Below are 19,039 nucleotides of genomic sequence, written 5' to 3'. Positions count from 1 at the left end.
GCTACTCGAACACGATGTTCGGCACCGCCGCTTCGGCCGCGCCGCGTTCTTCGTTGACCCGGTCCCAGACCTTCGAAGCAATGCCGCGATAGATCTTCGCCTCGGCGCTGTCTGGCTTCGACGCCACCACCGGAGCACCTTCATCAGAACTTTCGCGAATGCCCATTTCCAGCGGCACTTCGCCGAGGAAGGTCACGCCGAGTCGCTCGGCCTCGCGCCGCGCCCCGCCATGGCCAAAGATGTCGTAGCGCTTGCCGGTATCGGGGGCTATGAAATAGCTCATGTTCTCCACGATGCCGAGCAGCGGCACGTCGACCTTCTTGAACATATTCAATCCTTTGCGGGCGTCGATCAGCGCCAGGTCCTGCGGCGTCGAGACGATGACGGCGCCGGCCAGCGGCACCTGCTGGGCCATGGTCAGCTGGGCGTCGCCGGTGCCGGGCGGCATGTCGACGACGAGCACGTCGAGGCGGCCCCATTCGACCTCGCGCAGCATCTGCGTCAGCGCCGACATCACCATCGGACCGCGCCAGATCATCGGCGTCTCCTCGTCGACGAGGAAGCCCATCGACATCACCTTAAGGCCGTAATTCTCCATCGGTTTCAGGATCTTGCCGTCGACGGTCTGCGGCCGGCCATGGATGTTGAGCAGCCTGGGCATGGACGGGCCATAAATATCGGCATCGAGCACGCCGACACGCAAACCGTTGGCGGCGAGGCCAAGCGCGATGTTGACAGCGGTGGTCGACTTGCCGACGCCGCCCTTGCCGGACGCCACCGCGATGATCGCCTCGATGCCGGGCACGCCGCGCTTGCCCGAGCTTTGCGAGGCCGGGGCGTGCGGGGCTGGAGTGTGTGGAGCTGGGCGCGGCCCGCCTGGCGCAGCCGGCGGTGCGGGCCTGGGCGCGGGACGCGACGCAACCGGAGCCTCCATGCCGCCGCCCTTCTTCTCCGCCGTCAGCGCGACGACGGCGCCGGCGACACCAGGGATCGCCTTGACGACACGCTCGGCTGCAGCGCGCAGCGGCTCCATCTCCTGTGCGCGGGCGGCGGGAACGGTGATCGAGAAAAACACTTTCGAATCGGCGATGAAAATCTCCGAAACCATGCCGAGGTCGACGATGTTGCCGGTGAAGTCCGGCCCGTTGACCGTCTTCAGACGCTCGGTGACGATTTCCTTGGTGACGGACATGCATTATTCCCTAAGGCGTTTGGCTGCGGCTCAGATAGTGCAGATTGGCAGCGACTCCAAGCACCACCGGTGTCCGCCTCACCCTGCCAGGCCAACCGCTAGGTAGGTGAGCGCCGAAATTGCAGCCGTGGCCGGCAAGGTGACGATCCAGGCGATGACGATGTTGCCGGCAATGCCCCAGCGCACGGCCGAGACGCGGCGGGCGGCGCCGACACCGATGATGGCCCCGGTGATGGTATGGGTGGTCGACACGGGGACGCCGAGCCAGGTGGCGGCAAACAGGGTGATGGCGCCGCCGGTCTCGGCGCAGAAGCCCTGCATCGGATTCAGCCGGGTGATCTTCGAGCCCATCGTGTGAACGATGCGCCAGCCGCCGAACAAAGTGCCGAGCGCCAGTGCTGTCTGACAGGTGAGGACGACCCACAGCGGCACGTAGAACGTCCCGCCGAGCATACCTTGCGAATAGAGCAGCACGGCGATGATGCCCATGGTTTTCTGGGCGTCGTTGCCGCCGTGCCCTAGCGAATAAAGCGAGGCCGAAAAGAACTGCATGACGCGGAAGGTGCTGTCGACGGCGAACGGTGTCTGGCGCACGAACAGCCAGGAAACGGCCAGGATCAGGACCAGCGCCAGAACAAACCCTGTCGCCGGCGACACGACGATTGCGGCGACCGTCTTGCCAAGCCCGGTCCAGACGATGGCGCCGGGCCCAGCCTTTGCAACGCCGGCGCCGACGAGCCCGCCGATCAGGGCATGCGAACTGCTGGACGGGATGCCGGCAATCCAGGTGACGATGTTCCAGACGATGGCGCCAACGAGCGCCGAGAAGATCACCGCCGGCGTGACGATGCTGACGTCGACGATACCTTTTCCCACAGTTTCAGCCACGTGAAGGCCGAAGAACATGAAGGCGATGAAATTGAAGAAAGCCGCCCACAGGACCGCATATTGCGGTCTCAGCACGCGGGTGGAGACGATGGTGGCGATGGAGTTCGCTGCATCGTGCAGGCCGTTGAGAAAATCGAAAAACAGCGCGACGGCGACAAGGCCGATCAGCACGGGAAAGGCGATGGTGGCTTCCATTGCCTAAACGTTCTCGATGACGATGCCGCTGATCTCGTTGGCGACGTCCTCAAAGCGGTCGACCACCTTCTCCAGCTGGCCGTAGATCTCCGAGCCGATCAGGTAGGCCATCGGATCGCTGCGGCCATGCCGCTTGAACAGGTCCTTCAATCCCTGCTCATGCAGATCGTCGGCGCGGCTTTCGACGCGCATCACCTCTTCGGCGATGGCGTTGAGGCGTACCGTGTGCGTGCCGACCTTGCTGAGCAGCGGGATTGCTTCGGCAACCAGCCTGGAGGCGGCAACGATGACGCCGCCCATCTCCTGCATCAGCGGGTCGAATTCCTTCTTTTCGAACAGCTTCACCGTCTTGACGGTCTTGTGCATCATGTCGATGGCGTCATCCATCGACTGGATCAGGTCCTTGATGTCGCCGCGATCGAAGGGCGTGATGAAGGAACGCCGCACCGCCAGCAGCACTTCGGCCGTGATATGATCGGCCTCGTCCTCGAGATCGATGATCTTCTGGCACCAACGATCGATGTCCTTGCCCTGCAGGAGCTGCTCCAGCGCCTCGGCGCCGCCGACCACGGTGCGGGAATGCCGTTCAAAGAGGTCGAAGAAGCGATCTTCGCGCGGCAAAAGCTTGCGGAACCAGCCCAGCATGTCCGATCTCCTCGTATTCCATCCAACCACATAGCGCCGTGTTCGGCCGGGGGAAACAGCCAGCCGGCCCAAAGATGTGGATGCATGGCCAATTGCGGGTAGAGCTTGCGGCGAAAGGCAATTTCCCCGACCTTGCGCGCAACGAACGGACGGATGGTATGATCGACAAGCTCGAATTCTTCATCGCGCTGGCCAAGGAGGAGCATTTCGGCCGGGCGGCGGAAGCGTGCGGCGTCACGCAGCCGACCTTGTCGGCCGGGATCAAGCAGCTGGAGGGCCAGCTCGGCGTCATGCTGGTCAATCGCGGTTCGCGCTTTCAGGGGCTGACGCCGGAAGGCAAGCAGGTGCTGGTGTGGGCGCGTCGCATCGTCGGCGATTCCAGGACCATGCGCGAAGAGATGCGGGCGGCGCGACATGGCCTGTCCGGGCGTATCCGTATTGCCGCCATCCCAACCGCCCTCGCCATGGTGGCGCGGCTTACGACGCCATTTCGCGAGAAGCATCCGGGCGTCACCTTCTCTATCCTGTCGCGCACCTCGATCGAGGTGTTGTCGCTGCTCGGCAATTTCGACGTCGATGCCGGCATCACCTATCTCGACAACGAGCCTCTCGGACGGGTGACCAGCGTGCCGCTCTATGACGAGCGCTACCAGCTGATCACGGCGGTCGGAAATCCCTATTCGGATCGCGACAAAGTGACATGGGCCGAAATCAGCCAGCTGCCGCTCTGCTTGTTGACGCCGGACATGCAGAACCGCCGCATCATCGACCAGCATCTGGCCGAGGCCGGCGTGCAGGTGCGGCCGACACTGGAATCCAACTCGATGATCGTGCTGTTCTCCCACATACGGACAGGCAAATGGTCGTCGATCATGCCGCTCAACCTGGCGGAAACATTCGGTTTTTCCGAACCGATCCGGGCCATTCCGATCGTCGAACCGGATGCCAGCCACACTGTCGGGCTGGTCGCCGCGCCGCGCGAACCGCACACGCCGCTGGTGCAGGCGCTGCTGGACGAGGCGATGGCGCTGGCAGACGATTTCCGCGCCAATCGCTGAGCTAGTCATAACTGGTCAATCAGCGCGATAGAAATTTTCTATCGTGCAACGAAACCGCTTTATTGATTTCAGAGGTTTTCTCTGATTTCTTAAGCACTTAGCGATTAAGCGGCGTAGGCATGTCGTTGTTCCAAAACTGCTTCATGCTTTTGGACGATTATATGCATCGGTCGCTACGATAGGGAGGGCGCTGCGTGACGATGCAGCCTGCAAGTACCGAGATACAGTCGCGCACGGCGGCGATCATCCAGGAGTTGAAGGGCCTCGAAGGCCCCCTGCTGCCGATCCTGCACGAGATCCAGGAAGAATTTGGCCACGTGCCGCAGGACGCCGTGCCCGTCATCGCCGATGGGCTGAACCTGTCGAGGGCCGAAGTGCATGGCGTCGTGACCTTCTATCATGATTTCCGTGCCCGGCCGGCTGGCCGGCATGTGCTCAAGCTTTGCCAGGCGGAAGCCTGCCAGTCGATGGGTTCGGATGCGATCGCCGCAAAGGTCAAGCAGTTGCTCGGCATCGATTTCCATGAGACCACCCGCGACGGATCGGTTACGCTTGAGCCTGTCTATTGCCTCGGGCTGTGCGCCTGTTCACCGTCGGCGATGCTGGATGGTGAGGTGATCGGGCGGCTCGATGACGAGAAGATCGAAGAGATCGTCGCGGAGGTACGCTCATGATCCCGCGCATCTACATTCCAGGTGACTCCGGCGCGCTGGCGCTCGGCGCCGAAAAAGTCGCCAAGGCTGTTCGTGCGGAACTGGCCGAACGGGGTGTCGAGGCCAAGATCGTCCGCAACGGCTCGCGCGGCGCCTATTTCCTCGAACCGATGGTCGAGGTCGCGACCGAAAAGGGCCGCGTCGCTTACGGGCCGGTCAAGCCATCGGACGTCAAGAGCCTGTTCGACAGCGGCTTTCTCACCGGCGGGCATCACAAGCGCTGGCTGGGCGCGCCCGACAAAATCCCGTTCCTGGCCAAGCAGACGCGCCTGACCTTTGCGCGTTGCGGCATCAACGACCCGCTATCGCTCGATGCCTACAAGTCACTGGGCGGGCTCAAGGGCCTGCAGAACGCGGTGGCCATGGCGCCGCTCGACATCGTCAAACAGGTCACGGAATCGGGCTTGCGCGGCCGAGGCGGCGCCGGCTTCCCGACCGGCATCAAGTGGAAGACGGTGCTCGATACGACATCTGACCGCAAATACATCGTCTGCAATGCCGACGAGGGCGACAGCGCCACCTTTGCCGACCGCATGATTATGGAGGGCGACCCCTTCGTGCTCATCGAAGGCATGACGATTGCCGGCATCGCCACCGGCGCGACCAAGGGGTTCGTCTATATCCGCTCGGAATATCCGCATGCGGTGGCTGTCATGAACAAGGCTGTCGAGGTCGCCCGCAAGGCAGGCGTGCTCGGCGTCAGCGTGCTGGGTTCGCCCAACGCCTTCGACATGGAAATCCGCGTCGGCGCCGGCGCCTATGTCTGCGGCGAGGAAACTTCGCTGCTGAACAGCCTTGAAGGCAAGCGCGGCGTGGTGCGAGCCAAGCCACCGCTGCCGGCAATCCAGGGTCTGTTCGGCAAGCCGACGGTGATCAACAACGTCATCAGCCTGGCCTCCGTGCCCATCATCATGGACAAGGGTGCCGCCTTCTACAAGGATTTCGGCATGGGCCGCTCGCGCGGCACGATCCCGATACAGATCGCCGGCAACGTCAAGTTCGGCGGCCTGTTCGAGGCGGCGTTCGGCATGACGCTGGGCGAGATCGTCGACGATATCGGCGGCGGTACGGCCACTGGTCGCCCGGTGAAGGCGGTGCAGGTCGGCGGCCCGCTCGGCGCCTATTTCCCGCGCGGCCTGTTCGACACGCCGTTCGACTACGAAGAGTTCGCGAAGCGCGACGGACTGATCGGCCATGCCGGCATCACCGTGTTCGACGACACGGCCGACATGCTGAAGCAGGCGCGCTTTGCCATGGAGTTCTGCGCCATCGAAAGCTGCGGCAAGTGCACGCCCTGCCGCATCGGCTCGATACGCGGGGTGGAGACCATCGACCGGCTTGCCGCCGGCATCGAGCCGGAGAAGAACCTGGCACTGGTCACCGATCTCTGCAACACGATGAAGTTCGGATCGCTCTGCGCGCTGGGCGGCTTCACGCCCTATCCGGTGATGAGCTCGATCACCCATTTCCCCGAAGATTTCAAGCCCGCGCCGGCGCGCGTGGCTGCTGAATAGGAGCTGGCAGATGAATATCAAGGCCGACTTCCCGACACTCATCGAAGAACTCGATTACGGAACCCCGGAATCGAAGGCGCAAAAGCAGGTTGCGCTGATCGTCGACGGCCGCAGCATCAGCGTGCCGGAGGGTACGTCGATCATGCGCGCGGCGATGGAAGGCGGGGTCGAGATCCCAAAACTCTGCGCTACCGACATGCTGGACTCGTTCGGCTCCTGCCGCGTCTGCCTGGTCGAGATCGACGGGCGCGGCGGCACGCCGGCATCCTGCACGACGCCCGTCGGCGAAGGCATGGTGGTGCGCACGCAATCCGAGCGGCTCGACGCCATCCGCCGCGGTGTCATGGAGCTTTACGTCTCCGACCACCCGACCGGCTGGAACGAGAAGGCCGGCACCGGCGCCAGCGAGTTCGACGTTGTGGCGAAATCGGTCGGCCTGACCGAGAACCGCTTCGGCATTGAGGGCCGCAACCACGTCAAGCAGGAAAACGGCGTCGCGCCCGGCCATGGCTCGCTGGCGGTCGACTACATCGCCCGCGACGAGTCCAACCCATATTTCACCTACGATCCGGCGCAATGTATCGTCTGCTCGCGCTGCGTGCGGGCCTGCGAGGAGGTGCAGGGCACCTTCGCGCTGACGATCGAGGGCCGCGGTTTCGAATCGCGCATGGTCGCCGGCATGCACGAGGATTTCATCGCCTCCGAATGCGTGTCCTGCGGCGCCTGCGTGCAGGCCTGTCCGACCGATGCGCTGCGTGAAAAGACCGTGCTTGAGAAAGGCATGCCCGAGCGCTCCGCCGTCACCACCTGCGCCTATTGCGGCGTCGGCTGCTCGTTCAAGGCCGAAGTGAAGGACGACGAAGTCATTCGCATGATGCCCTACAAGGACGGCAAGGCGAACCACGGCCACTCCTGCGTGAAGGGCCGTTTCGCCTATGGATATGCCACCCACAAGGACCGCATCCTGTCGCCTATGATCCGGGAAAAGGTCAGCGATCCCTGGCGCGAGGTGAGCTGGGAAGAGGCCATCGCCCATACGGCCAAGGAATTCCGCCGTATCCAGTATCAATACGGCCGCACCTCGATCGGCGGTATCACGTCCTCGCGCTGCACGAATGAAGAGACCTATCTCGTCCAGAAGCTGGTGCGCCAAGGCTTCCGCAACAACAATGTCGACACTTGCGCGCGCGTCTGCCACTCGCCGACCGGCTACGGCCTCGGCCAGACCTATGGCACCTCGGCCGGCACGCAGGATTTCGATTCCGTCGATTTCACCGACGTCGCCGTCATCATCGGCGCCAATCCGGCTTCCGCGCACCCGGTGTTCGCCTCGCGGCTGAAGAAGCGGCTGCGCCAGGGCGCCAAGCTGATCGTGCTCGATCCGCGCCGAACCGAAATGGTCAAGTCGGCGCATATTGAGGCCGACTATCACCTGCCGCTGAAGCCGGGCACCAACGTGGCGGTGCTGACGGCGCTGGCGCATGTCATCGTTACCGAAGGGCTTTTCGACGAAGCCTTCATCCGCGATCGCTGCGACTGGGCGGAGTTCCAGGATTGGGCTTCTTTCGTCGCCTTGCCGGAAAACAACCCCGAAATCGTGGGCAAGCTGTCCGGCGTCGATCCCGAACTGATCCGAGGTGCTGCGCGGCTCTATGCCAAGGGCGGCAATGGCGCGATTTATTATGGCCTTGGCGTCACCGAACACAGCCAGGGTTCGACCACGGTTATGGCTATCGCCAACCTTGCCATGGCGACGGGCAATATCGGCCGTCCCGGCGTCGGCGTGAACCCGCTGCGCGGCCAGAACAACGTGCAGGGTTCCTGCGACATGGGCTCGTTCCCGCATGAACTGCCGGGCTACCGCCACATCTCCGGCGAGGCGGTGCGCGACATCTATGAGACGTTGTGGGGGGTGAAGCTCGACGACGAACCGGGCCTGCGCATCCCCAACATGCTGGATGCCGCCGTCGACGGCTCCTTCAAGGGCATCTACATCCAGGGCGAGGACATCCTGCAGTCGGACCCTGATACCAAGCATGTCGCGGCCGGCCTGGCGGCGATGGAATGCGTGGTCGTGCACGACCTGTTCCTCAACGAGACCGCCAACTACGCGCATGTCTTCCTGCCGGGCTCGACCTTCCTGGAGAAGGACGGCACTTTCACCAATGCCGAGCGCCGCATCAACATGGTGCGCAAGGTTCTGGAGCCGAAGGCGCGCTACGCCGACTGGGAAGCGACACAGGAGCTTGCCCGTGCGATCGGGCTGGACTGGAACTATCAGCATCCCTCCGAGATCATGGACGAGGTTGCAAAAACGACGCCGAGCTTCGCCGGCGTGTCCTTCGAGCTGCTCGACCGTGTCGGATCCGTGCAATGGCCCTGCAACGAGAAGGCGCCGCTCGGCACACCGATCATGCATATGGATGGCTTCGTGCGTGGCAAGGGCAAGTTCATCCGCACTGAATATGTCGCGACCGACGAGCGGACCGGGCCGCGTTTCCCGTTGCTGCTGACCACCGGCCGCATTCTCAGCCAGTACAATGTCGGTGCACAGACAAGGCGCACCGAAAACGTCATGTGGCACTCGGAAGATCGGTTGGAGATCCATCCGCACGACGCCGAGAACCGCGGCCTGCGCGATGGCGACTGGGTGCGGCTGACCAGCCGTTCGGGCGAGACGACGCTGCGTGCGCTGATCACCGACCGGGTGTCGCCGGGCGTGGTCTACACCACCTTCCACCATCCGGACACGCAGGCCAACGTCATCACCACCGACTTCTCCGACTGGGCGACCAATTGTCCGGAGTACAAGGTGACCGCAGTGCAGGTCGGCGCGTCGAACGGACCTTCGGACTGGCAGCGCGACTATAACGAGCAGGCCGAGCAGAGCCGCCGCATCGCTCCGCTACAGGCGGCGGAGTAGTCTGGGTAGACTCGCCGCCGGAGGAAACAAGAGTGACTCAAAAGGAAGCCTACGAAACGCTTCTGCGCCTATGTGAGAAGCAAGGCGCCGACCTGAACCAGTTTTTGTTCGATATCCAGGGACATGCTTCCGAGGAGGATTTCAACAACCTTCGCCGCATTGTCGCGTACATAATGGGCTACGGGCATCATAAGGCCTATGAATCCATCGCGCGCGATGTTCCGGAACTGACACCGGATTGGATGAAGGGACCCTGATGCGCTCCCGCCAGCCAATCAGCCAGATCTCTCGCCTCGCCCACCGTGCAAGTGGCACCGCGGCGGCCAACCGCATGGTGCCGGAGGAGACGCCGGTGGCGTTCTCGTTTGCCGGCACCACCCATGCGGTGATGATGGCGAGCCCGGCCGACTTCGAGGATTTCGCGCTCGGCTTCTCGCTGACCGAAGGCATCATCGGTTTGCCTGACGAGATCGAGGCGATCGAGGTCGAGGACCATGGCGCCGGCATCGATATCCAGATCCGGCTGAAGGACCAGGCCAATACGCGCTTCGAGGCGCGGCGGCGGCGGCTCGCCGGCCCGGTCGGCTGTGGGCTGTGCGGCATCGAATCCATCGAGGAAGCGATGCGCTCGGTCGATAAGGTTGGTGCGTCCAAGCTTACGCTTGAAGCCGACGACATCACCCGTTCGGTAAAGCTTTTGTCCAAGGTGCAGCCTCTGCATTCAGAAACCGGCGCCGTGCATGCAGCGGGCTTCTACATTCCCGGCAAAGGCATCGTCATGGCGCGCGAGGATGTCGGCCGGCACAATGCGCTGGACAAACTGGCCGGCGCGCTGGCCAAGGCCGGCATTGACGGTGCATCGGGCGCGGTGGTGGTGACATCACGCGTCTCAGTGGAGATGGTGCAGAAAACGGCGGCGATCGGCTCCGCCTTCATCATCGCCGTGTCGGCGCCGACAGCCCTTGCCATCCGCACCGCCGAAGAGGCCGGCATGACGCTGGTGGCGCTGGTGCGCGGCGACGATTTCGATGTTTTCACCCACCCGGAACGGGTGGTCTTGGGAGTTGCCCAGCATGTCGCATGACGAAGAACACATCACGAGCACCGGGGAAAAGCTGGTGCGCATGGCCAACCAGATCGCCGCCTTCTTCCATTCAAGGCCCCGCGAGGAAGGTGTGGCGGGCGTGGCCGAGCACATCAACAAGTTCTGGGAGCCCAGGATGCGCCGGCAGTTCTTCGAGATGCTGGACAGTGGCGGCGAAGGTTTTGACGAACTCGTCGTCGTGGCCTCGGCCAGGATCAAGCGGCCGAAGACCGAGGAGCAGGCCGATGTGAGCATCGGCTACGTCCAACCCACGGGTGCAGAGAGCGCCGCTCCCCAGAAATAGCCTCCCCCAGAAATGGCGGGCGAACACGGTTCGCCGCGGGCTATATTCCTGTCTTCTAAAGTTTGGCTGCCGCATCCGCCAGGCGTCTGCTATGGTCGGCGATCAGAAATCGTCTGGCCGGGCGGGATAGCAACGTGAGGCCGATCGAGACGCGATATGCCCTCAGCGGCGACGTGCGGATCGCCTATCAGGTGGTCGGCCAGGGATCGTTCGACCTGGTTTTCGTGCCCGGCTTCATCTCCAATCTCGACCTGCATTGGGAAGACGAGGGCTACGCCAGGCTCTTGAAACGGCTCTCGGCGTTCTCGCGGCTGATCCTGTTCGACAAGCGCGGCACCGGCCTGTCCGACCGCGTCGACCCACGCCACCTGCCCAGCCTCGAAACCCGCATGGACGATGTGCGCGCGGTGATGGATGCCACCGGCAGCGGCCGCGCGGCCTTGCTCGGCGCTTCGGAAGGCGCGCCGATGGCAATGTTGTTTGCCGCCACCTATCCGGAACGGACACGAGCGCTGGCGCTCTATGGCGGTTATGCGCATTTCCACAAATGGGTGATGTCGCCGGAGCGCCTCGAGGCCTTCATCGCGACGGCCGGCACGGAATGGGGCACGGGCGCCACACTGCCCAACTTCGCTCCCGGCCGGGTAGATGATGCGCATTTCACCCAGTGGTGGGCCCGCTTCGAGCGGCTGTCGGCCAGTCCGACGGCAGCGGCAGCCCTTGCCCGGATGAATGCCGGAATCGATGTGCGCGGCGTGCTGTCGGCGATCGGCGCACCGACACTGCTCATTCATCGCCGCAACGACGCGCGGGTCGACCCGGACGCCAGCCGCTTCCTGGCGAAAGAGATCGCCAATGCGCGATTGGTCGAGGTCCCCGGGCGCGACCACCCGATCTGGACCGGCGATGTCGACCGGGTGGCCGACCTGATCGAGGAATTCCTGACCGGCGAGCGTGCCGTGGCCGAAGCGGAGCGCGTGCTTGCCGCTCTTCTGGCGACACGCATCTACGACACGGCGCGGGTTGGCGACCGCATGTGGAGCGAACGTAGCGAGCGCTTCCAGGAGAGCTGGCAGCAGCTGGTCGGCCGTCATGGCGGACGCGTCGCCGGCATCCATGGCGAATTGATGATCTCGCGCTTCGACGGGCCGGCGCGGGCCATACGCTGCGCGGCGGCACTGCGCGATGCGGCGCAACATATGGGCATTGCAAGCGCCCAGGGCGCCCATGTCGGTGAGGTCGAAATGCGCGGGCCGCCGGTGGGGCTGATGGCACGGGTGACGATGCAGATCGCCGCCCATGCCGGGCGCGGCGATATTCTGGCGTCGCGGCTGGCCGCCGATCTGGCGGCGGGGTCCGGCCTGCATTTCATCGATGCCGGGCGTGTCACGGTGGATGAGCTGGACGAGCCGCTGGCGCTGGTCCAGGCAACGTCGGAACAGCACCTGGAGCCGGCCTGCCGCCCCAAGGCGAAACCCGCCGAGCCGGCTCAACTGACGGCGCGCGAAAGCGAGGTGGTGATCCTGATCGCCGACGGCAAGAGCAATGCCGCGATCGCCGCCGAGCTGAGGCTCAGCGAGCATACGGTCAAGCGTCATGTCGCCAACATATTGCTGAAGCTCGATTTGCCGTCACGGGCGGCGGCAGCGGCATTTTCCGCCAGGCAGGCTGGCCCGGACGGGCCATAGGGACCATGGCGCTTTCGGGCGAAGCGGCCAGGTGGGTCGAGGCGTACCAATCTCTCCATGCAGGCCAGGCGGATGTCGCCGGGAAAGGCACTGCGGATGGAGGATGCAATGCTGAAGTCAAACAGGTCGATCAAATCGCTGGTGATAGCGGCAGGCGTTGGCGCGCTGTTCACGATCGCTCCCGCCAGAGCCGAGGATGCCTCGGCGGCCGCCGCCTACAAGGACATCGAGGCGACGCTCGGCTCAGTGCCGGACATGTTCAAGACGCTGCCCGATGTCGCGGTTGCCGGCGCCTGGGCCGAGATCAAGGGTGTGCAGCTCAACCCCAAGACCGCGCTCGACGGCAAGACCAAAGAACTGCTGGGGCTGGCCGTCGCCTCGCAGATCCCCTGCCAGTACTGCATCTATTTCCACACCGAGGCCGCCAAGCTCAATGGCGCGACCGATGAGGAGATCAAGGAGGCGATCGCGATGGCGGCCATCGTGCGCCACTGGTCGACGATGCTCAACGGCAGCCAGGTCGATTTCGCGACCTTCAAACAACAGACCGACGGGGTGTTCGCAGCCGTCAAAGCCAAGTCGCAGTGAAAGAAAATGCCGGGCGGTGCGCCGGGCATTGCTTGTGATCATTCAACCGCCCGATCAACGGGCCATGGAGGAGAAGATGCTGACCAAGACGCAGAGCGTGGACGGCGCGGCGATCAAGAAAGCGATCGAAGGACGGGACGGCAGGATGCTCGCTAGCTTCTATGCCGACGACGCACTGGTGCGGGTGATCGACCGCAACAATCCGCCGAGCAAGCCGCGCGAGATCCGCGGCCGGGCGGCGATCAGCACCTTCTGGGACGACATCTGCAGCCGGGCGATGACCCACAAGGTCGACACCACCATCGCCGATGGCGACAATCTCGCCTTCACCCAGGCCTGCGCCTATCCGGACGGAACGAAAGTGTTCTGCGCGGCGATGCTGGAGCTGAAGAATGGGCGGATTGCACGACAGACCGTCGTGCAGGCCTGGGACGAGTAGTTCCACCGCGGAAAGATCAACCGCGGTTTGGGCCGCAAAACTGGAGGAGACAAAAATGTTCAGCGCCAGATGGCAGATCGACGCCAAGTTCGGACACAAGCAGACCGTGCTCGAACTGCTCAAGAAATGGGAACGCGAGATCGGCTCTCAGGTCGGCATCGCCGACCTCAAATTCCAGATCATGACCGGTTCGATCGGCGCCCGGGAAGCGACGGTCGAATCGCATCATCAGGTCGAAAGCCTTGCCCAGTTGGAGGGATTCTTCGCCAAGATCGGCAAGATCGACGCGCACGCAAAATGGGGCAAGGAGATGGAGCCCTACGTCGTGTCGGGCACCAGCCTTTGGAACATCTATCGCATCGTGGAGTAGCCGTGGCAGGTGCAGCAGTTTTCGGCCATCAGTTGCGGCGGCCGAAACTCGTCCGCTGCCCGGGAAACCGCCCTTCCCTGGCCAATCCGGCAGCCGCGACACGTGCCGGCTGATTGGGCAATGTGGCCTGCTTGGCCAGGGCCGCCGCTATCAAGGCGTCGGCCTGGCGCGCGCGCTGGTCCGCGCCGGCATCTCCGGCAGGGTTGCCCGCCACGGCGGAGCTCGACATCCGCCGGCGGGGTTTGAAAGCAAGATAGAGAAGCAACGCGCCGAGCAGTCCAGCCCCAATGACGATCGTCAAACGCGTGCCGGTCATGCCGGTGTGTTCGATCTGGGTAGGGTTGGCGGGGTTCTGGACGACGGTGAGCTTGTCGCCGACCTGCGGTTCGCGGGCACCGTTCTTGTTCAGCTCCATCGTGGCCTCGACGGCGTCGGCGCCGGTGCCGACGCGCAAGGTGCCGGTGAATTTCTGGGTCACCTTCCACTCTTTGTCAGCATGGACCGTCTTGAACGCATCCACCAGTTCGCACGGGATCGTGGCGGTGCTGACGGTCTTGTAGACAATCTTGTGGGCGGTCGATTCCATGTCGCATTCGACATTGACCGCGAGGATTTCAGCAGGCGCCTCGGGCCAGCCGCTCTTCTTGATCATGTCCTTGCCGCCGAACACAGCGATCAGCAGACAGAAGCCGCCAATGAGTACCAGCTTGATCTTGGTCGTGTTCATGCGCAAACCCCTCGCCGCGCGGTTTCCCGGCAAGAGGCTGCTCGTTCAGGTTGAATATTCAGTAAATCGTGAACTCCCGCCGTACCGCAAAGGTTACTCACGCTTAATATACAGAAAACGCGGTGGCGAATATTTTAGAGATAGTGGCGGCCTCTACCCATGCGCCACCATCACATGACGAACGGCGGTATAATCCTCCAGCGCATAGAGAGACATGTCCTTGCCGTAGCCGGACTGCTTCAGCCCGCCATGCGGCATCTCGTTGGTCAGCATGAAATGGGTGTTGATCCAGGTGCAGCCATATTGCAGACGGGCGGCCGTCGCCATGGCGCGCGAGACGTTCTTGGTCCACACCGAGGATGCCAGGCCGTAGTCGCTGTCATTGGCCCAGTTCACGGCTTCATCGACTTCGGAGAAGCGGGTGATGGAAACGACCGGGCCGAACACTTCGCGGCGCACGATCTCGTCTTCCTGCAGCGCGCCGGCAACCACCGTCGGCTGGTAGTAGAAGCCGGAGCCTGCGCCCGGCTTGCCGCCGGTGGTGATCTCGATGTGCTTCAGTTCCGAAGCGCGCTCGACGAAGCTCGACACGCGATCGCGCTGGCGGCGCGAGATCAGCGGCCCGATCTCGTTTTCGGTGTCATCGGGCTGGTTGTATTTGATGGTCGAGACGGCAGATGAGAGATCGGCGACGAGCTTGTCGTAGATCTTCTTGCCGGCATAGATGCGGCAGGCGGCTGTACAATCCTGCCCGGCATTGTAGTAGCCGAAAGCGCGCAGGCCGTTGACCACGGCGCCGAGGTCGGCGTCGTCGAAAACGATGACCGGCGCCTTGCCGCCGAGTTCCAGATGCGTGCGCTTGACCGACTTGGCGGCGGCCTGCAGCACCTTCTTGCCCGTGGCGACGTCGCCGGTGATCGAAATCATGTTGACCTTGGCGTGATTGATCAGCGTGTTGCCGACGCTGTCGCCGCGGCCGAGCACGACATTGACGACGCCCTCGGGCAGAACCTCGGCCAGGATCCTGGCCAGCTTCAGCGCCGTCAGCGGCGTCTGCTCCGACGGCTTGAAGACGACGGTGTTGCCGCCGGCAATGGCCGGCGCCAGCTTCCAGGCCATCATCATCAGTGGATAGTTCCACGGCGCGATGGAAGCGACGATGCCGATCGGGTCGCGCCGCACCATCGAGGTGTGGCCGGGCAGATATTCGCCGGCGACCACGCCCGGCATCGAACGTACCGCGCCGGCAAAGAAGCGATAGCAGTCGACGATCGCCGGGATTTCGTCATTGAGCACGGCGTTGATCGGCTTGCCGCAATTCAGCGCCTCGAGCGCCGCGAACTCCCGCGCGTTGGCCTCGATGCGGTCGGCGATCTTGAGGAGATAGCCGGAGCGCTGCGCCGGCGTTGTGCGTGACCACAAGACGAACGCTCGCCCGGCGGCAGTAACAGCCGCCTCGATCTGCGCCTGGCTGGCTTCAGGCAGGTTGAGAATGGTCGCCCCGGTCTTTGGATTCAGAATCGGCTCCTCGGTGTCGGTGCCGTTCTCGAACTTCGAGCCGATCAGCATCTGGGTGTCCATGCGGGTTCTCCTTGGTCAGGAGCGAGTAGCGAATAGCGAGTAGCGAATAGGGCTGGTCGTGCAATCTCCCTATTCGCTATTCGCTACTCCCTATTCGCTGTTCTTCATTTGCCCGAACCGGCGATCTGGTCGCCGTCGCGGGTCAGGTAATAGGCGGCAAGGATGGGCAGCAGCGTCACCAGCACCACGACCATGGCGACGACATTGGTGACCGGACGCTGGCGTGGGCGGATCAGCTCTTCCAGCATCCAGATCGGCACGGTCTGCTGCTGGCCGGCGGTGAAGGTGGTGACGATGACCTCGTCGAAGGAGAGCGCGAAGGCGAGCATCCCCCCGGCAAGCAGAGCGGTGGCGATGTTGGGCAGCACGACGTGCCGGAAGGTCTGGAAGCCGTCGGCGCCGAGATCCATCGAGGCCTCGATCATTGAGCCGGAAGTGCGGCGGAAACGGGCGACCGCATTGTTGTAGACGACGACAACGCAGAAGGTGGCGTGGCCGAGCACGATCGTCCAGAACGAGAACGGGATGTCGGCTAGCGAGAAGGCCGAGCGCAACGCGATGCCGGTGATGATGCCGGGCAGCGCGATCGGCAGGATGACGAGCAGCGAGATCGTCTCGCGGCCGAAGAATTTCGTCCGTGACACGGCGGCGGCGCACAGCGTGCCCAGTATCAAGGCAATCGCGGTCGAGATTGCGGCGACGCGGACCGAAAGCGACAGCGCCTGCCAGACATCCGGCCGGTTCCAGGTGACGGCGAACCATTGTGTGGTCAGCCCCGGCGGCGGCCAGACGAAGCTCTTCTCTTCCGTGGTGAAGGCATAGACGAAGATCAGCAGGATCGGCAGGTGCAGGAAGAGCAGGCCGCAAGCGGCTGCGATCTTGAGGCCGAGCGGGGCGGATTGCGAACCGTCAGAGCGCATCGAAGGCCCCCATGCGCTTGGCGCCCCAGAGATAGAAACCCATGATGACGATGGGCACGACGGTGAAGGCGGCGGCGAGCGGGATGTTGCCGGCGGTGCCCTGCTGCGAATAGACGGCCTGGCCGATAAACAGCCGCGACGTGCCGATGATCTGCGGGATGATGTAGTCGCCCAGCGTCAGCGAGAAGGTGAAGATCGAGCCGGCGACGATGCCGGGCAGCGCCAGCGGGAACAGCACGTTGCGGAAGGTCTGGCCCGGCGATGCGCCGAGATCGGAGGACGCCTCGACCAGATTGCCGGGCACGCGCTCCAATGCCGCCTGCACCGGCAGGATCATGAACGGCAGCCAGACATAGACGAAGGCGATGAAGGTGCCGGTGGCGGAGACCGACAGCGAGTTGCCGCCGACGACCGGCAGCGACAGCCAGCCGTCGAGCGCCCAGAGCAGATGCAATTTGGCCAGCAGCCAGGTCAGAATGCCTTCCTTGGCGAGGATCAACTTCCAGGCGTAGATTTTCACCAGATAACTCGACCACAGCGGCAGCATGATTCCGAGATAAAACAGCGCCTTCCAGCGGCCCCGGGCATAGCGCGCCGCATAATAGGCGATCGGGAAGGCGATGGCGGCGGAGGCCAGCGTGACCAGCACCGCCATCGTCACCGTGCGCAGGATGATGTCGAGATTGGCGGGCTGGAACAGGTCGCCATAGGTCTTCAGCGTGAACTCATGGTTGATGAGGCCGGAAAATTCGTCGATCGAGAAGAAACTCTGTGCCAAGAGCGCGAACAGCGAACCGATATAGACGACGCCGAGCCACAGCACCGGCGGCGCCAACATGAGGAACAGCAGCAGTTGCGGCTTGCGCCAGAACAGGTCGGACAGCGCACCGCGCACGCCGCCGCTGCCGGGCAGGATGGCGGGGGCGGAGGTTGAGTTGAGCGCGGCGATGGTCATGGGGAGACCGCGTGCTGAAGGAACCCTGAGAAGCCGGGTTCTTTCACACCCCCCTCTGTCCTGCCGGACATCTCCCCCTCAAGGGGGGAGATCAGCAGTTTCGCTGCCTCGCCAAATCCCCAACGTTGAAGATTGGCGAAACCGGGAGGAACAGCCAATCTCCCCGCTTGAGGGGGAGATGTCCGGCAGGACAGAGGGGGGTGCTTGGCGCAAACCTCAATCATGCCGGCTCGTCCATCAAATGCAAATGCTCGCGGTTGAACGTCAGCACCACCGCTTCGCCTTCCGCCGGCAGCTTTGTCCCGGCCGGCACGATGGCGTGCAGCCTCAAGCCGTCGGCGTCGAGCGCCAGCCTGGTCGTGGCGCCGAGATAGTTGGTTCCGACCAGGCGCGCGGCAACCCCTTCGCCTTTCGCAATGCTGCCGATGCGGATCGATTCGGGGCGCAGGCTGCCCCAGCGGTCCTGGCCGGAATAACGCTGGACGAAATCCGGCGGCAACACATTGGAGGAGCCGACGAAATCGGCGACGAAGCGTGTCCTGGGCCGCTGGTAGATGTCTTCCGGCGTGCCGATCTGCATGATCTTGCCGTCATTGAAGACGGCAACGCGGTCGGCCATCGACAGCGCTTCGCCCTGATCATGGGTGACGAAGACGAAGGTGATGCCGAGCGCCTTCTGCAGCGACTTCAGCTCTTCCTGCATGTTCTCGCGCAGCTTGAGGTCGAGCGCGCCGAGCGGCTCGTCGAGCAAAAGCACCTTGGGCTGGTTGACCAGCGCACGGGCCAGCGCGACGCGCTGGCGTTGGCCGCCGGAGAGCTGGCCGGGACGGCGGGCGCCATAGCCGGGAAGCCGCACCAGTGACAATGCCTCTTCCGCCGCCTTCTGCCGCTGCGGCTTGGCGATGCCCTTGACCATCAGCCCGTAGGCGACATTGTCCAGCACGTTCAAATGCGGGAACAGCGCGTAGTCCTGGAACACCGTGTTGACGTTGCGGCGATAGGGCGGCACGCCCTCGGCGCGGTCGCCGAAGATCGAGATCGAGCCCGATGTCGGCTGCTCGAAGCCGGCGATGAGGCGCAGGCAGGTAGTCTTGCCGGACCCCGACGGACCAAGCATGGCGAAGAACTCGCCCGGCACGATGTCGAGATCGACCGCATCGACGGCGCGCACGCTGCCGAAATGGCGAGAGACTTTCTGGAAGGAAACGGCCGAGGTCATGGGCTGTCCTGATCTGTTGCCGGTTTGTGGTTCGTC

Annotated in this window: 19 protein-coding genes; 11 read left to right on the top strand and 8 right to left on the bottom strand. The window is 63.7% G+C overall.

Annotated features, from left to right (window positions below):
- Position 1 precedes the first annotated feature (1 nt).
- From NKI64_RS29555 to NKI64_RS29545, 3 genes are all read right to left on the bottom strand, one after another.
- Complete coding sequence (locus NKI64_RS29555; protein ID WP_352671704.1) at positions 2-1,192, bottom strand: Mrp/NBP35 family ATP-binding protein; 1,191 nt, start codon at positions 1,190-1,192, stop codon at positions 2-4.
- 78 nt (positions 1,193-1,270) lie between these two features.
- The gene (locus tag NKI64_RS29550; protein WP_023703518.1) at positions 1,271-2,275 is read right to left on the bottom strand and encodes an inorganic phosphate transporter; all 1,005 of its coding nucleotides are present in this window, start codon (positions 2,273-2,275) and stop codon (positions 1,271-1,273) included.
- A gap of 3 nt (positions 2,276-2,278) precedes the next feature.
- Positions 2,279-2,920, bottom strand: a complete 642-nt coding sequence (locus tag NKI64_RS29545) for a DUF47 domain-containing protein (protein ID WP_023673429.1) — start codon at positions 2,918-2,920, stop codon at positions 2,279-2,281.
- Positions 2,921-3,078: 158 nt separating this feature from the next.
- On the opposite strand from NKI64_RS29545, the gene NKI64_RS29540 reads away from it, so the two are divergent.
- The 11 genes from NKI64_RS29540 to NKI64_RS29490 all read left to right on the top strand — a co-directional run bounded on the left by NKI64_RS29540 (position 3,079) and on the right by NKI64_RS29490 (position 13,601).
- Positions 3,079-3,978, top strand: a complete 900-nt coding sequence (locus NKI64_RS29540) for a LysR family transcriptional regulator (protein ID WP_023688790.1) — start codon at positions 3,079-3,081, stop codon at positions 3,976-3,978.
- Between the two features lie 194 nt (positions 3,979-4,172).
- The gene (locus NKI64_RS29535) at positions 4,173-4,652 is read left to right on the top strand and encodes a formate dehydrogenase subunit gamma (RefSeq protein WP_023738147.1); all 480 of its coding nucleotides are present in this window, start codon (positions 4,173-4,175) and stop codon (positions 4,650-4,652) included.
- Entirely contained in the window at positions 4,649-6,205 is a 1,557-nt protein-coding gene (locus NKI64_RS29530) for a formate dehydrogenase beta subunit (protein ID WP_023673426.1), read from the top strand. The genes NKI64_RS29535 and NKI64_RS29530 overlap by 4 nt, the downstream gene beginning before the upstream one ends.
- A gap of 10 nt (positions 6,206-6,215) precedes the next feature.
- Positions 6,216-9,128 carry a formate dehydrogenase subunit alpha gene (fdhF, locus tag NKI64_RS29525; protein WP_352671701.1) on the top strand — a complete coding sequence of 971 codons (2,913 nt, stop codon included), beginning with the start codon at positions 6,216-6,218 and terminating at the stop codon, positions 9,126-9,128.
- Between the two features lie 32 nt (positions 9,129-9,160).
- Positions 9,161-9,385: a hypothetical protein gene (locus NKI64_RS29520; protein ID WP_023688794.1), complete on the top strand. Its 225-nt coding sequence runs from the start codon at positions 9,161-9,163 to the stop codon at positions 9,383-9,385.
- On the top strand, positions 9,385-10,212 hold the full coding sequence (gene fdhD, locus NKI64_RS29515) for a formate dehydrogenase accessory sulfurtransferase FdhD (RefSeq protein WP_023698930.1): 828 nt from the start codon (positions 9,385-9,387) through the stop codon (positions 10,210-10,212). Before NKI64_RS29520 ends, fdhD begins: the two co-directional genes overlap by 1 nt.
- Positions 10,202-10,516, top strand: coding sequence for a formate dehydrogenase subunit delta (locus tag NKI64_RS29510; RefSeq protein ID WP_023688796.1), 315 nt, complete (start codon positions 10,202-10,204; stop codon positions 10,514-10,516). Before fdhD ends, NKI64_RS29510 begins: the two co-directional genes overlap by 11 nt.
- A gap of 134 nt (positions 10,517-10,650) precedes the next feature.
- The gene (locus tag NKI64_RS29505; protein ID WP_023673422.1) at positions 10,651-12,204 is read left to right on the top strand and encodes an alpha/beta fold hydrolase; all 1,554 of its coding nucleotides are present in this window, start codon (positions 10,651-10,653) and stop codon (positions 12,202-12,204) included.
- A 108-nt stretch (positions 12,205-12,312) separates the two neighbouring features.
- Positions 12,313-12,792: a carboxymuconolactone decarboxylase family protein gene (locus tag NKI64_RS29500; protein ID WP_023688798.1), complete on the top strand. Its 480-nt coding sequence runs from the start codon at positions 12,313-12,315 to the stop codon at positions 12,790-12,792.
- 76 nt (positions 12,793-12,868) lie between these two features.
- The gene (locus NKI64_RS29495; protein WP_023688799.1) at positions 12,869-13,231 is read left to right on the top strand and encodes a nuclear transport factor 2 family protein; all 363 of its coding nucleotides are present in this window, start codon (positions 12,869-12,871) and stop codon (positions 13,229-13,231) included.
- A gap of 55 nt (positions 13,232-13,286) precedes the next feature.
- Positions 13,287-13,601, top strand: a complete 315-nt coding sequence (locus NKI64_RS29490) for a hypothetical protein (protein WP_023732486.1) — start codon at positions 13,287-13,289, stop codon at positions 13,599-13,601.
- A gap of 28 nt (positions 13,602-13,629) precedes the next feature.
- Here NKI64_RS29490 and NKI64_RS29485 read toward each other — a convergent pair whose 3' ends face one another.
- From NKI64_RS29485 to NKI64_RS29465, 5 genes are all read right to left on the bottom strand, one after another.
- The gene (locus NKI64_RS29485) at positions 13,630-14,328 is read right to left on the bottom strand and encodes a DUF3592 domain-containing protein (RefSeq protein ID WP_023732487.1); all 699 of its coding nucleotides are present in this window, start codon (positions 14,326-14,328) and stop codon (positions 13,630-13,632) included.
- 153 nt (positions 14,329-14,481) lie between these two features.
- The gene (locus tag NKI64_RS29480) at positions 14,482-15,909 is read right to left on the bottom strand and encodes a gamma-aminobutyraldehyde dehydrogenase (protein WP_023821499.1); all 1,428 of its coding nucleotides are present in this window, start codon (positions 15,907-15,909) and stop codon (positions 14,482-14,484) included.
- A 104-nt stretch (positions 15,910-16,013) separates the two neighbouring features.
- Positions 16,014-16,829 carry an ABC transporter permease gene (locus NKI64_RS29475; RefSeq protein WP_023673416.1) on the bottom strand — a complete coding sequence of 272 codons (816 nt, stop codon included), beginning with the start codon at positions 16,827-16,829 and terminating at the stop codon, positions 16,014-16,016.
- Positions 16,819-17,784, bottom strand: coding sequence for an ABC transporter permease (locus tag NKI64_RS29470; protein ID WP_023698925.1), 966 nt, complete (start codon positions 17,782-17,784; stop codon positions 16,819-16,821). The genes NKI64_RS29475 and NKI64_RS29470 overlap by 11 nt, the downstream gene beginning before the upstream one ends.
- A gap of 220 nt (positions 17,785-18,004) precedes the next feature.
- The gene (locus NKI64_RS29465; protein WP_023692631.1) at positions 18,005-19,003 is read right to left on the bottom strand and encodes an ABC transporter ATP-binding protein; all 999 of its coding nucleotides are present in this window, start codon (positions 19,001-19,003) and stop codon (positions 18,005-18,007) included.
- Positions 19,004-19,039 lie beyond the last annotated feature (36 nt).

It is taken from the genome of Mesorhizobium sp. M0478 (assembly GCF_040321305.1).
Lineage (GTDB): Bacteria > Pseudomonadota > Alphaproteobacteria > Rhizobiales > Rhizobiaceae > Mesorhizobium.
This window is presented reverse-complemented; position numbering and strand designations above follow the sequence as displayed.